The sequence below is a fragment of the Pseudomonas sp. DR 5-09 genome (assembly GCF_001655595.1).
Lineage (GTDB): Bacteria > Pseudomonadota > Gammaproteobacteria > Pseudomonadales > Pseudomonadaceae > Aquipseudomonas > Aquipseudomonas pharyngis.
Genome location: NZ_CP011566.1, coordinates 5,971,948 through 5,984,392, shown reverse-complemented (window position 1 = coordinate 5,984,392; position 12,445 = coordinate 5,971,948). Strand labels below are relative to the sequence as shown.

Below are 12,445 nucleotides of genomic sequence, written 5' to 3'. Positions count from 1 at the left end.
CTAGGGTGAGGGCGTTTTTGATCGTTACGCTGACCGTAATGATTCACCACCGCGCTTGATTGATGCCCCCACCCGACACTCCTAAGGTAGCTCCACGACAGCGAACCCCGTGGAGTGAGCATGACAACAACCAATTCCCCCGACTCGCGCTGGACGCGGCGGCGTGACGAGAAGCAGCGGCGCCTCGACAAGGTGCGCGGGCTGGCCGACGGTGCGGTGTTGCCCACCGACAAAATCGTTGCGGCACTCGAAGCGCTGATCCATCCGGGCGACCGTGTGGTGCTGGAGGGCAACAACCAGAAGCAGGCGGATTTCCTTTCGCGCTCTCTGGCCAAGGCCGATCCTGAAAAGCTCCACGACCTGCACATGATCATGCCCAGCGTCGGCCGTTCCGAGCATCTGGACCTGTTCGAACGCGGCATCGCCCGCAAGCTCGATTTCTCCTTCGCCGGCACCCAGAGCCTGCGCATCAGCCAGTTGCTCGAAGACGGTCTGCTGGAAATCGGCGCGATCCACACCTACATCGAACTCTACGCCCGGCTGGTGGTGGACCTGATCCCCAACGTCGTGCTCTCGGCCGGGTTCATGGCTGACCGCGCCGGCAACATCTACACCGGCCCGAGCACCGAAGACACCCCGGCGCTGATCGAACCGGCGGCGTTCAGCGACGGCATCGTCATCGTCCAGGTCAATCAACTGGTGGACGATGTCAGCGAACTGCCCAGGGTGGATATTCCGGCGTCGTGGGTCGATTTCGTGGTGGTGGCGGACAAACCGTTCTACATCGAGCCGCTGTTCACTCGTGACCCTCGCCACATCAAGCCAGTGCACGTGCTGATGGCGATGATGGCGATCCGCGGGATCTACGAAAAACACAACGTGCAGTCGCTGAATCACGGCATCGGTTTCAACACCGCCGCCATCGAACTGATCCTGCCGACCTACGGCGAATCCCTCGGCCTCAAGGGCAAGATCTGTCGCAACTGGACGCTCAACCCGCACCCGACCCTGATCCCGGCTATCGAGAGTGGCTGGGTCGAAAGTGTGCATTGCTTCGGCACCGAACTGGGCATGGAAAACTACATTGCCGCCCGGCCTGATGTGTTCTTCACCGGCCGTGACGGCTCGCTGCGTTCCAACCGGATGTTCTGCCAACTGGCCGGGCAATACGCGGTGGACCTGTTCATCGGTGCGACCCTGCAAGTCGATGGCGATGGTCATTCCTCCACCGTGACCCGTGGCCGCCTCGCCGGTTTCGGTGGCGCGCCGAACATGGGCCACGACCCGCGCGGCCGTCGTCACGGCACTCCGGCCTGGCTCGATATGCGCCATGACGATTCGCAGCAACCGATGCTCGAACGTGGCAAGAAACTCGTGGTGCAGATGGTCGAGACGTTCCAGGAGGGCGGCAAACCGACCTTCGTCGAGACCCTCGACGCGGTGGAGGTGGCGAAGAAAAGCGGCATGCCGCTCGCGCCGATCATGATCTACGGCGACGACGTCACCCACCTGCTGACCGAAGAGGGCATCGCCTACCTGTACAAGGCGCGTTCGCTGGAAGAGCGTCAGGCGATGATCGCAGCGGTGGCCGGCGTCACCGCCATCGGCCTGCGGCACAACCCGAAAGACACCGAACGCATGCGCCGCGAAGGCTTGATTGCCTTGCCCGAAGACCTCGGCATCCGTCGCACCGACGCCACCCGCGAATTGCTGGCGGCGAAAAGCGTGGCCGATCTGGTCGAGTGGTCCGGCGGCCTCTACAACCCGCCCGCCAAGTTCAGGAGTTGGTAATGCACGCACTCAACCTGCAACCCAAAACCATCACCCTCGCGGAACGGCTGGCGGATCTGGCCGTGGACGCCCTGATCGACGAAGCCGACCTGTCGCCGAAACCGGCGCTGGTCGACCGTCGCGGCAACGGTGCCCACACCGATCTGCACCTTGGATTGATGCATGCCTCGGCGCTGGCGCTGTGGCCGGCGTTCAAGAAAATGGCCGAAGCGGCACTTGAGTTCGGCGAGATCGGCTTTCCCCTGCGCGAAGCCATTGGCCGCATCGGCCGGGAAGGCGAGCAAGCGATGCTCGCCACCACCAATGGCGTGAACACCCATCGCGGGGCAATCTGGGCGTTGGGCCTGCTGGTCACGGCTGCTGCGCTGGACACGAAATCCACCAGCGCCAGTGCCGTCACTCTGCGCGCTGCGCGTCTGGCATTGCTCGATGACCGTTATGCGCCGCGCCCGCTGAGCCACGGCGCACAGGTCGCTCAACGCTACGGCGCTCGCGGTGCCCGGGAAGAAGCGCAACTTGGCTTCCCGTCGGTGGTGCAACGCGGTCTGCCGCAGCTCAAACGCAGCCGCGCCGCCGGCCATGGCGAGCAGAACGCCCGGCTCGATGCCTTGCTCGCAATCATGACTGAGCTGGCCGACACCTGCGTGCTGTACCGCGCTGGCGAACAGGGTCTGCACGCCATGCAACACGGCGCCCAGGCAGTGCTCGACGCCGGTGGCAGCGCCAGCCTCACCGGTCGCCGTCGCCTGCACGAACTCGATCAACAACTCATCGCATTGAATGCCTCGCCCGGTGGCGCCGCCGACTTGCTCGCCGCCAGCCTGCTGCTTGACCGGATCGAGCGCGACGGCATCCTTCAGGGAGCGTTTTGATGGAAACCTTATCCTTTGAATTCCCCGCCGGGCAGCCGCCACGCGGTCGGGCGCTGGTCGGTTGTGTCGGTTCGGGCGATCTGGAAGTGCTGATCGAACCGGGCCTGGCCGGCAAGCTGACGATCAACGTGCAGACCTCGGTCAACGGCGCGCAGCAGCGCTGGCAGCATCTGTTTGCGCGGATGTTCGACGGCACCACGCCACCGGCGATGGCCATCGATATCCACGACTTCGGCGCGACCCCTGGCGTGGTGCGCCTGCGGCTGGAACAAGGCTTCGAGGAGATCGGCCATGACTGACACCTCGGCACTTCTACACAAACACAGCTTCGTCGAACTCGGCGCACGGCAGCGGGCGAAAGCCTTGCTCGACGCCGGCACCTTCCGCGAACTGCTCGATCCGTTTCAACGCGTCATGTCGCCGTGGCTGGAACGCCAGGGCGTGGTGCCCCAGGCCGATGACGGTGTGGTGATCGCCAAGGGCAGCCTCGACGGTTTGCCGGTGGTGATTGCCGCCATCGAAGGCGCGTTTCAGGGCGGTAGCCTCGGTGAAGTCGGCGGCGCAAAAATCGCCGGCGCGCTGGAACTGGCCGCCGAAGACAACCGCAAAGGAATCCCGACCCGCGCCATCCTGCTGCTGGAAACCGGCGGCGTGCGCCTGCAGGAAGCCAACCTTGGCTTGGCGGCGATTGCCGACATCCACGCGGCGATTGTCGATCTGCAGCAATACCAACCGGTGGTTGGCGTGGTGGCCGGCAGCGTCGGTTGCTTTGGCGGGATGTCGATTGCCGCCGCGCTGTGCAGCTATTTGCTGGTGACCCAGGAAGCACGCCTCGGCCTGAACGGCCCGCAGGTGATCGAGCAGGAAGCCGGGATCGAGGAATACGACTCTCGCGACCGGCCCTTCATCTGGAGCCTGACCGGTGGCGAGCAACGTTTCGCCAGTGGTCTGGTGGACCGTTATGTCGCCGATGACGTGGCGCAGATTCGCGGGCAGGTCGGCGAGTTGCTGCACCAAGGCCTGCCAGCGCAACCGCGCAGTCAACGGGCCGAGTGGTTCCTGCAACGCCTGACGAGCCTGGACACTGACAAGCAAATCGAGCCTTCGGTGGTTCGCGATCTGTATAAAGGAGAGCGCTCATGAGTGGTTATTCCGTGCGCGGTTTGAACTGGTTCAACGCCTTGAGCGCTGGCGCGAATGCGGTTGAAGGTTTGCCGCCATCGCTGAAGGTCGCTGACGGGGCACTCGGGCGTTTTATCGCGGTGGTCGCCGATCCGCAAAACCGTTTCCCTCGCGCCCGCAACGGCGAAGTCGGATTGCTCGAAGGCTGGGGCCTGGCCAAGGCGGTGGATGACGCGATCACCGCTGACCGCGACAAGACGCAAAAACGCCCTTTGATCGCCATCGTCGATGTGCCGAGCCAGGCCTACGGTCGCCGCGAAGAAACCCTCGGCATTCACCAGGCCCTGGCCGGCGCGGCGGACGCTTATGCCCGCGCGCGTCTGGCCGGGCATCCGGTGATTGCGCTGCTGGTGGGCAAGGCCATGTCCGGGGCGTTTCTGGCCCACGGTTATCAGGCCAATCGCTTGATCGCCCTGCGCGATCCGGGGGTGATGGTGCACGCGATGGGCAAGGCTTCGGCGGCGCGGGTGACCTTGCGCAGCGTCGAAGAATTGGAAGCTCTGGCGTCCAGCGTGCCGCCGATGGCCTATGACATCGACAGCTATGCCAGCCTCGGATTGCTCTGGGAAACCTTGTCGGTGCAGCAGATCGAACAGCCGACGGCGGAGGATCTGGCGCGGGTCGGCGAATGCCTGAAGCAAGCCATCGAAGATGTTGGTGCGACTGATTTGAGCAATCGTCTCGGCGCGAAAAATCGCGAAGCCTCCAGCCGCGTACGTGAATTGCTGAGGGCGCAGTGGTGAACACGCCTCTGGCCCACGACCTGCTGTGGGGCATGACGCCGGCGCAGTTGCCGGCGGATGCGCCGCAGTGGGCGATTGATTCGCTGGCTGGCGGGCAACCGGTGGTGGTGCGGCGGGCGTTGAGTGAAGACGGATTCGTGGCAGTGGGCGTGCGCGGTCGGTTGCGCGAGCAGCGGCTGGCGGCGTTTATCTCTGTCGATTCGATTGCCTGTCGGGTCAGCCCGGAAGCGCTTTGTCATGTAGAGAGCGCGCGTGATCTGCCGGTCATGCAGGCGCTGCGGCAACTGCGGCCGGTGCTCGATGATTGCGGTTGGATCTGGGGTGTCAGTGGCAGTGTCGGGTTTGAGCTGGCCAGTGGATTTACGGCAATGCACGAGCGCAGCGATCTCGACTTGATTCTGCGTACACCGCAACTCATTACCCGTAACCAGGCGCGCAAACTGGTGGCGCATTTCGATCAGGCGATCTGCCGGGTCGACCTGCAATTGCAGACGCCGTTCGGTGCCGTCGCCCTGCGCGAATGGGCCGGGAATGCTTCACGGGTGCTGCTGAAAAACGCCCATGAAGCCTGTCTGGTGTCTGATCCGTGGAACCCGCAGGAGCAGGCAGCGTGAGCAGCCTGCTGGTGTTTCCCGGCCAGGGCGCGCAACAGCCCGGCATGCTTCAGCGTTTGCCTCGGGAAACGCTGATCGAGGCCAGCGACGAGCTCGGTGAAGATGTCTTGCGGCTGGATTCCAGCGAAGCGCTGCGCAGCACCCGGGCGGTTCAGCTCTGCTTGCTGATCGCCGGCGTTGCAGCCTCGCGGCAGTTGTTGCAGGACGGACTCACCGCAGATTACGTCGCCGGCCTGTCCATTGGAGCGTATCCGGCAGCGGTGGTCGCCGGAGCGTTGAGCTTCAGCGATGCGCTGCATCTGGTCAGCCTGCGCGGCGAGTTGATGCAGCAGGCTTATCCACAGGGCTTCGGCATGACCGCGATCATCGGCCTGCAATTATCCACAGTCGAAATGCTGCTGGCGCAGGTGCACGGCGCAGAAACACCGGTGTACCTGGCCAATATCAACGCCGATAACCAGGTGGTGATTGCCGGCAGCGACAAGGCGATGCAAGCGGTCGCCGAGCTGGCGCGCAGTCGTGGCGCCGGTCTGGCAAAACGGCTGGCGGTCAGCGTGCCGTCGCACTGCCCGTTGCTGGATCAGCCTGCGCAAACCCTCGCCGAAGCGTTCACCAGGGTAGAACTGAAAACACCGAACATCGCTTACCTGAGCGGCAGTCGCGCCAGGCCTGTGACCAAGGTAGAAGCGCTGCGCGACGATCTCGCCTTCAACATGTGCCGCGTGGTGGACTGGCGCGGCACCGTACAAAGCGCCTACGAGCGCGGCGTACGTCTACAGATCGAACTGCCGCCCGGTGCGGTGCTGACCGGGCTGGCGCGCCGGGTGTTCGAACAGGGGACTGTCACTGCCTTCGACAGTGCCCGGCTCGACACCTTGCAGGCACTGTTGCGTGAAGAGGAGGGCCGCCGACTCTAGACCGCTGCGACTCAGGCTTCGAACAACAAAAACAATTCGACGATGCACTTTGAGGACTACAACAATGATTATTTACGGTGTGGCGCTGCTGGCGATCTGTACGCTGGCAGGGGTGATCATGGGTGACCTGCTCGGTGTTCTTCTGGGCGTCAAATCCAACGTCGGCGGGGTCGGCATCGCCATGATCCTGTTGATCTGCGCGCGGTTGTGGATGCAGAAACGCGGCGGCATGACCAAGGATTGCGAGATGGGCGTCGGCTTCTGGGGCGCCATGTACATTCCCGTGGTGGTGGCGATGGCCGCGCAACAGAACGTCGTCACCGCCCTGCACGGCGGCCCGGTGGCGGTGCTGGCGGCGATCGGTTCGGTGCTGGTCTGTGGCTGCACCATTGCCCTGATCAGCCGCACCCACAAGGGCGAGCCCTTGCCCGACGAACCGGCGGAAATCTCCCCGGTCGGCACACCGGTAGGAGGTCGCTGATATGTGGGATCTCATTGAAAAGGGTCTGGAACACAACGGTCTGATCACCGCGTTCGCCTTCGTCGGCGTGATCATGTGGGTTTCGGTGATCCTCTCCAAACGCCTGACCTTCGGACGGATTCACGGCTCAGCGATTGCCATCGTCATCGGCCTGGTGCTGGCCTGGGTCGGCGGCACCATGACCGGCGGGCAGAAGGGCCTGGCGGACCTGACGCTGTTCTCCGGCATCGGCCTGATGGGTGGCGCGATGCTGCGGGACTTCGCCATTGTTGCCACGGCGTTTGAAGTGCAGGCGACCGAGGCGAAGAAGGCCGGGATGATCGGCGTGATTGCGCTGCTGCTGGGCACGATCCTGCCGTTCATTGTCGGTGCGTGCATGGCTTACGCGTTCGGTTATCGCGATGCGGTGAGCATGACCACCATCGGCGCCGGTGCGGTGACTTACATCGTCGGGCCGGTGACCGGCGCAGCGATTGGCGCGACGTCGGATGTGATGGCGCTGTCGATTGCCACCGGGTTGATCAAGGCGATTCTGGTGATGGTCGGCACGCCGGTGGCGGCGCGCTGGATGGGCCTCGACAATCCGCGCTCGGCAATGGTGTTCGGCGGGCTGGCCGGGACGGTGAGTGGCGTGACGGCGGGGCTGGCGGCGACGGATCGGCGGTTGGTGCCTTATGGGGCGTTGACCGCGACCTTCCACACCGGACTTGGGTGCCTGCTTGGGCCTTCGCTGCTGTTCTTCATTGTTCGCGGGATTGTTGGCTAACAGTCAAAAGCACCCTCACCCTAACCCTCTCCCGGAGGGAGAGGGGACTGACCGAGTTGGATGGGTCAGCTTTATCGACCTGAAATTTCCGTATCGAACTCAGGACTCGAAACCGATGGAGATCTGCTCCCTTTCCCCCTCGCCCCCTTGGGGGAGAGGGCTGGGGTGAGGGGGTAAGCTTTTGATCTGCTTTTAATCACACCGCCAACTGGCGATTCGCATACATCCGACACTCCGCCAACAACGCCAGCAAATTCGGATCCCGCTCTTTAGCCTTCAAAAACACCACCCCAATGTGCTGCTGCAACCGGTACTTCTCCTGCAACGGAATCAGCTTCACCCGGTTCTCGTACACCGCCGCAATCCTTCCCGGCAGCAACGCATAACCGACCCCGGAACTGACCATGCTCAGCAGGGTGAAGATGTCGTTGACCTGCATCGCCACCTTCGGCTCGAACCCCGCCTGCCTGAACACCCGTATACCGTCCTGATGGGTGGCGAAGCCTTGGGTGAGGGTGATGAAGGTTTCGTCGCGCACCTCCGCCAGATCCACTTCGCTGCGTTGGGCGAATCGCGAATCCGCCGGGGTGGCGAGGAAAATGTCGTCGGAAAACAGTGGAATCTGCTCGCAGTCCGGGTCGTTGACGGTGTCGTCCAGCGACACCAGGATCGCGTCGACTTCCATGTTTTTCAGCTTGTAGAGCAGGTCGATGTTCGAGCCGAGGATCAGGTCGATGTTGAGTTCGCTGCGGCGGATCTTCAAACCCATGATCAATTGCGGCACGGTCTTCACCGTCAGCGAATACAGTGAGCCGAGCTTGAATCGCTCGGCCGAGAACCCGGCGGCTTCGCGCGTCAGGCGCACGCTTTCGACCACGTCCTGAATCAGCTTCTGCGCCCGCTCCTCGAGCACGTAGGCGCTTTCCAGCGGTGTCAGGTTGCGCCCTTCGTGTTTGAACAGCGGACAGCGCAGGGCGCTTTCCAGCGAATGGATCGCGCGGTGCACGCTGACGTTGCTGGTCTGCAACTCGGCGGCGGCGCGGGCGAGGTTGCCGGTGCGCATGAAGGCGAGGAACACCTCGAGTTTCTTCAGGGTCAATTCTTCGTCGATCAGCATGGCGCGGACTCTTCTTGGTATCGCTCGATTGTGCCCAAATATCAGGACAGGTGCAGGCTCGCGTTGAACGGAAACATTGCGCTTTTACGCTCAAGGCCCGAGCCTTGCGCGTTGCGGTAAATGAAATCGAGGTGTGCGACACATGTATCACGGAGAAAAACTGAACGCCTGGACGCATCTGGTCGGTGCGGTAGCGGCGTTTGTCGGGGGCGTGTGGATGCTGGTGATTGCCAGCCTCGACGGCAGCCCTTGGAAGATCGTCAGCGTGGCGATTTATGCCTTTACGTTGCTGGTGCTCTACAGCGCGTCCACCGTGTACCACAGCGTGCGCGGGCGCAAGAAAGCGATCATGAAGAAGGTCGATCACTTTTCGATCTACCTGCTGATCGCCGGCAGTTACACGCCGTTCTGCCTGGTGACCCTGCGTGGGCCGTGGGGCTGGACGCTGTTCGGGATTGTCTGGGGCCTGGCGCTGATCGGCATCCTGCAGGAGATCAAGCCACGCTCGGAGGCGCGGATCCTGTCGATCGTGATTTACGCGGTGATGGGCTGGATCGTGCTGGTGGCGGTCAAGCCGCTGATCGCAGCGCTCGGGACGGCGGGGTTTGCCTGGCTGGCGTCGGGCGGCGTGCTGTACACCGTGGGGATCATCTTCTTCGCCCTCGACCATCGGTTGCGACATGCCCACGGGATCTGGCATCTGTTCGTGATCGCCGGGAGCCTGCTGCATTTTGTGGCGATTTTGTTTTACGTCCTTTAAGCGCCTATCAGTCGGCCGAGTTGTTCGCTGGCGCGCTGACTGAAGATCTGCAGCAAATCACTCAGCGTATGTGGCGGTGGTTCGGTGGCGCGAGTCACCGCGTACAGCGTGATCGGCAGCGGCGGGGCGAGAGGGCGGATAGTGGTGGTGGCCGATGAGGCACCCAGCGCGGTGAACGGATCGATCACCGCGACCCCGGCGCCGGACTCCACCATCGCCCGCGCCAGCGAATACGTCTGCACGGCAATCCGCACACGCGGCGGTGGCTCGACCGCTTCGAGATAACTATCGAGGCGGGCGGCCAGCGGGTCGGCGCTGGACAGCCCGATCAGCGGCGCTCCCGCCAACGCCATCAGCGGCAACGGCTGACCGGCATCTTCCTCCGGCCAATAACCTCTCGGTGCCAATGCCACCAGAACTCCCGAGGCCAATGCCTGGGCCTTCAGCCCCGGATGGTCCGGCAGCTGCAACGTCAGCGCCACGTCCACTTCGCGCATCAGCAGGTTCTGCATCAGCTCGCGGCTGTGGGCGCTCGACAGTTCGCAGGCGATGTCCGGGAACTGCGCCGTCCACTGCCGGATCGCCGGCGGCAGCAACGACAGCGCCAGCGCCGGGGTCGCGCCGATCCGCAGGCTGTGGCCGGGTTCGCGGCGCAGGCTCTGGGCCAGACGCCGCACGCCTTGCAGGCTTTCGGTGACCTTATCGACTTCGCGCTCCAGCTCCAGCGCTTCCGGGGTAGCCTGCAACTTGCCGCGCACCCGCAGAAACAACGGAAAACCGAGTTGCTGCTCGGCGTGCTGCAAGACCTTGGTCACCGCCGGCTGCGAGACATGCAGCAATTGCGCAGCGGCGCTGATCGAGCCGGTCTGGCGGATGGCCTGGAAAATCTCGATGTGACGAAGGCGCATGGCGATCCCATAACCTTTGTTTATAGGTTTGGCATCTTTATTCATTGTTCGGCGCCTGTCACCTCGTCCTAACCTCGGCCTCGTCTTCAAGAACGATTAAGGACGGACATGGCTCAGCGTGTGTGCATCATCGGCGGCGGCGTGATCGGGTTGGCAACGGCCTGGGCGCTGGTGCGCGACGGCTTCGAGGTGACGGTGGTCGAGGCGCGGCAGGCGCTGGGCAGCGAAACCAGTTTCGCCAACGGCGGCCAGTTGTCCTACCGCTACGTCGCGCCACTGGCCGATGCCGGCGTACCGTTGCAGGCAATCGGCTGGATGCTGCGCGGAGATTCACCGCTGAAATTGCGCCCGCGCCTGGACCCGGCGCAGTGGCGCTGGATGGCCTCGTTTCTCGCCGCGTGCCGCTCCTCGGTCAACCGCGAAAACGCCGCGCACCTGTTGCGTCTGGCGTTGTTCAGCCAGAGCACCCTGAAACGCTGGCGTGAGGACGACGGGCTCACCGGTTTCAATTGGCGGCGCAACGGCAAACTGGTGACCTTCCGCAACGCCGCCAGCTTCGAGCATGCACGCAAAGGCCTCGCCGATCCGCAGCAACAGCAGGTGTTGTCCGCCACCGAATGTGCGCAACTGGAATCGGCACTGACCGATGCGCCGTTCGTAGGCGCGATCTACACGCCGGATGAAGAAGTCGGCGACTGTCATGGCTTCTGCCAGCAGTTGGCGGCGCGCTTGAAGGCGTCGGGTCGCTGCGAGTTTCGCCTTGGTCAGGCAGTCACCGGCATTCGCCACAGCCACGGCGTGGTAACGGCCATTGAACTTGGCGCCGAAACCCTGCCGGTCGAACAACTGGTAATCGCCGCCGGCCATCGCAGCCCGTTGCTCGCGCTGCCCGGCCTGCACTTGCCGCTGTACCCGCTGAAGGGCTACAGCCTGACCGTGCCGATCGGTAACGAGCATCGAGCACCGGATGTGAGCATCACCGACTACGACCGCAAGATCGTCTACGCGCGTATCGGCGAACAACTGCGCGTGGCGGCAATGGTCGACATCGTCGGTTTCGATCCGGCGGTGGACCCCGAGCGACTGGCGCTGATCAAGCGTCAGGCCCGCGACACCTTTCCCGACGCCGGCCACTACGACGCCGCCGTCGAATGGGCCGGCATGCGCCCGGCCACGCCCACCGGCGTTCCGCTGCTGGGTGCCACTTCCTATCGCAATCTGTGGCTCAACCTCGGCCACGGCGCGCTGGGTTTTACCCTGGCCTGCGGCAGCGGACAGTTGCTCAGCGAACTGATCGGCGAGCAGCGCACATCCATTGATCTGCACGGGTTCAATCCCCGTGCGGCGTGACGGTTTCTGCTAAAACACCCCACCCACAACGGAGAATAACAATGCAAAAAATCACGTTGCTCGGCTGCACTCTGGCGCTGGTTTTCGGTGCTCAGGCTCAGGCCAATGAAGTGCCGCTGACCGGTACGCTCGGCAAGATCGCCAGCGCCAACAGCATCACCCTGGGTTATCGCGATGCGTCGGTGCCGTTTTCGTATGTGGGCGATCACACCGGGCAGCCGATGGGGTATTCGGTGGAACTGGCAGGCAAGATCGTCGAGCGCATCCAGCAGCAACTGGCGCTGCCGGAACTGAAGGTGAAGTACAACCTGGTGACGTCGCAGACGCGGATTCCGCTGGTGCAGAACGGCACGGTCGACCTTGAATGCGGCTCCACCGGGGTGACCGCCGAACGGCAGAAGCAGGTCGCGTTCTCCTACGGTTTCATCTACGTCAAAGGTCAGTTGCTGACCGCCAAGGACAGCGGCATCCACAGCTTCGATGACCTGCGCGGCAAGAACGTGGTGACCACCGCCGGCACCACCAACGAGCGTTATCTGAAGAGCTACAACCTCGACCACAAACTGAACATGTTCGTCATCAGCGCCAAGGATCACGGCGAGGCATTCCAGATGCTGCAATCGGGGCGCGCGGCGGCATTCTACATGGACGATGCGTTGCTCTACGGCGAGCGGGCCAAGGCACGCGATCCGCACAACTGGGTCGTGGTGGGGGAGGAGCAGTCGCGGGAAATCTACAGCTGCATGGTGCGCAAGGATGATCCGCAGTTTCTTGCGCTGGTGAACGGCGTGTTGGCCGACCTGTACAGCTCGGGGGAGATCAACGGGATTTACCGCAAGTGGTTCGAGCAGCCGATCCCGCCGAAGGGCTTGAACCTTGAATTCCCGATGACCGGCGAACTCAAGGCAATCATCGCCAGACCAACCAGTGATCCGGTGCAGTGA

14 protein-coding genes are annotated in these 12,445 nt (G+C 63.4%); 12 read left to right on the top strand and 2 right to left on the bottom strand.

Annotated elements, in window-relative coordinates; all coding sequences use genetic code 11:
• Window positions 1–120 precede the first annotated feature (120 nt).
• The 9 genes from mdcA (at window position 121) to madM (ending at window position 7,366) form a co-directional block, all read left to right on the top strand.
• Complete coding sequence (mdcA, locus tag PDR5_RS26960) at window positions 121–1,791, top strand: malonate decarboxylase subunit alpha (RefSeq protein ID WP_064600062.1); 1,671 nt, start codon at window positions 121–123, stop codon at window positions 1,789–1,791.
• Entirely contained in the window at window positions 1,791–2,663 is an 873-nt protein-coding gene (locus tag PDR5_RS26955; protein ID WP_064600060.1) for a triphosphoribosyl-dephospho-CoA synthase, read from the top strand. The genes mdcA and PDR5_RS26955 overlap by 1 nt, the downstream gene beginning before the upstream one ends.
• Entirely contained in the window at window positions 2,663–2,962 is a 300-nt protein-coding gene (locus PDR5_RS26950; RefSeq protein ID WP_003229075.1) for a malonate decarboxylase subunit delta, read from the top strand. The genes PDR5_RS26955 and PDR5_RS26950 overlap by 1 nt, the downstream gene beginning before the upstream one ends.
• Window positions 2,955–3,806, top strand: coding sequence for a biotin-independent malonate decarboxylase subunit beta (locus PDR5_RS26945; protein ID WP_064600058.1), 852 nt, complete (start codon window positions 2,955–2,957; stop codon window positions 3,804–3,806). Before PDR5_RS26950 ends, PDR5_RS26945 begins: the two co-directional genes overlap by 8 nt.
• The gene (gene mdcE, locus PDR5_RS26940) at window positions 3,803–4,588 is read left to right on the top strand and encodes a biotin-independent malonate decarboxylase subunit gamma (protein ID WP_064600055.1); all 786 of its coding nucleotides are present in this window, start codon (window positions 3,803–3,805) and stop codon (window positions 4,586–4,588) included. Before PDR5_RS26945 ends, mdcE begins: the two co-directional genes overlap by 4 nt.
• On the top strand, window positions 4,582–5,202 hold the full coding sequence (locus PDR5_RS26935) for a malonate decarboxylase holo-ACP synthase (RefSeq protein ID WP_064600054.1): 621 nt from the start codon (window positions 4,582–4,584) through the stop codon (window positions 5,200–5,202). The genes mdcE and PDR5_RS26935 overlap by 7 nt, the downstream gene beginning before the upstream one ends.
• Window positions 5,199–6,119, top strand: a complete 921-nt coding sequence (mdcH, locus tag PDR5_RS26930; protein ID WP_064600049.1) for a malonate decarboxylase subunit epsilon — start codon at window positions 5,199–5,201, stop codon at window positions 6,117–6,119. The genes PDR5_RS26935 and mdcH overlap by 4 nt, the downstream gene beginning before the upstream one ends.
• Before the next feature lie 64 nt (window positions 6,120–6,183).
• On the top strand, window positions 6,184–6,600 hold the full coding sequence (madL, locus tag PDR5_RS26925) for a malonate transporter subunit MadL (RefSeq protein ID WP_064600048.1): 417 nt from the start codon (window positions 6,184–6,186) through the stop codon (window positions 6,598–6,600).
• A gap of 1 nt (window position 6,601) precedes the next feature.
• Window positions 6,602–7,366, top strand: a complete 765-nt coding sequence (madM, locus tag PDR5_RS26920; protein ID WP_007953314.1) for a malonate transporter subunit MadM — start codon at window positions 6,602–6,604, stop codon at window positions 7,364–7,366.
• A gap of 196 nt (window positions 7,367–7,562) precedes the next feature.
• On the opposite strand, the gene PDR5_RS26915 is transcribed toward madM, so the two are convergent.
• Window positions 7,563–8,483 carry a LysR family transcriptional regulator gene (locus PDR5_RS26915; protein ID WP_064600041.1) on the bottom strand — a complete coding sequence of 307 codons (921 nt, stop codon included), beginning with the start codon at window positions 8,481–8,483 and terminating at the stop codon, window positions 7,563–7,565.
• 142 nt (window positions 8,484–8,625) lie between these two features.
• Here PDR5_RS26915 and trhA point away from each other — a divergent pair, with 142 nt between their 5' ends.
• On the top strand, window positions 8,626–9,243 hold the full coding sequence (trhA, locus tag PDR5_RS26910) for a PAQR family membrane homeostasis protein TrhA (protein ID WP_011336351.1): 618 nt from the start codon (window positions 8,626–8,628) through the stop codon (window positions 9,241–9,243).
• Here trhA and PDR5_RS26905 read toward each other — a convergent pair.
• The gene (locus tag PDR5_RS26905; protein WP_064600972.1) at window positions 9,240–10,151 is read right to left on the bottom strand and encodes a LysR family transcriptional regulator; all 912 of its coding nucleotides are present in this window, start codon (window positions 10,149–10,151) and stop codon (window positions 9,240–9,242) included. The genes trhA and PDR5_RS26905 overlap by 4 nt on opposite strands.
• A 108-nt stretch (window positions 10,152–10,259) precedes the next feature.
• Here PDR5_RS26905 and PDR5_RS26900 point away from each other — a divergent pair, with 108 nt between their 5' ends.
• Both PDR5_RS26900 and PDR5_RS26895 read left to right on the top strand, forming a co-directional pair.
• Window positions 10,260–11,501, top strand: a complete 1,242-nt coding sequence (locus tag PDR5_RS26900) for a D-amino acid dehydrogenase (protein ID WP_064600039.1) — start codon at window positions 10,260–10,262, stop codon at window positions 11,499–11,501.
• A 41-nt stretch (window positions 11,502–11,542) separates the two neighbouring features.
• Window positions 11,543–12,445 carry a transporter substrate-binding domain-containing protein gene (locus PDR5_RS26895; protein WP_064600038.1) on the top strand — a complete coding sequence of 301 codons (903 nt, stop codon included), beginning with the start codon at window positions 11,543–11,545 and terminating at the stop codon, window positions 12,443–12,445.

Bases quoted from the DNA above. Each gene is read 5' to 3' on its own strand.
- mdcA (WP_064600062.1), top strand. From the start codon at position 121: ATGACAACAACCAATTCCCCCGACTCGCGCTGGACGCGGCGGCGTGAC.
- PDR5_RS26955 (WP_064600060.1), top strand. From the start codon at position 1,791: ATGCACGCACTCAACCTGCAACCCAAAACCATCACCCTCGCGGAACGG.
- PDR5_RS26950 (WP_003229075.1), top strand. From the start codon at position 2,663: ATGGAAACCTTATCCTTTGAATTCCCCGCCGGGCAGCCGCCACGCGGT.
- PDR5_RS26945 (WP_064600058.1), top strand. From the start codon at position 2,955: ATGACTGACACCTCGGCACTTCTACACAAACACAGCTTCGTCGAACTC.
- mdcE (WP_064600055.1), top strand. From the start codon at position 3,803: ATGAGTGGTTATTCCGTGCGCGGTTTGAACTGGTTCAACGCCTTGAGC.
- madL (WP_064600048.1), top strand. From the start codon at position 6,184: ATGATTATTTACGGTGTGGCGCTGCTGGCGATCTGTACGCTGGCAGGG.
- madM (WP_007953314.1), top strand. From the start codon at position 6,602: ATGTGGGATCTCATTGAAAAGGGTCTGGAACACAACGGTCTGATCACC.
- PDR5_RS26915 (WP_064600041.1), bottom strand. From the start codon at position 8,483: ATGCTGATCGACGAAGAATTGACCCTGAAGAAACTCGAGGTGTTCCTC.
- trhA (WP_011336351.1), top strand. From the start codon at position 8,626: ATGTATCACGGAGAAAAACTGAACGCCTGGACGCATCTGGTCGGTGCG.
- PDR5_RS26905 (WP_064600972.1), bottom strand. From the start codon at position 10,151: ATGCGCCTTCGTCACATCGAGATTTTCCAGGCCATCCGCCAGACCGGC.
- PDR5_RS26900 (WP_064600039.1), top strand. From the start codon at position 10,260: ATGGCTCAGCGTGTGTGCATCATCGGCGGCGGCGTGATCGGGTTGGCA.
- PDR5_RS26895 (WP_064600038.1), top strand. From the start codon at position 11,543: ATGCAAAAAATCACGTTGCTCGGCTGCACTCTGGCGCTGGTTTTCGGT.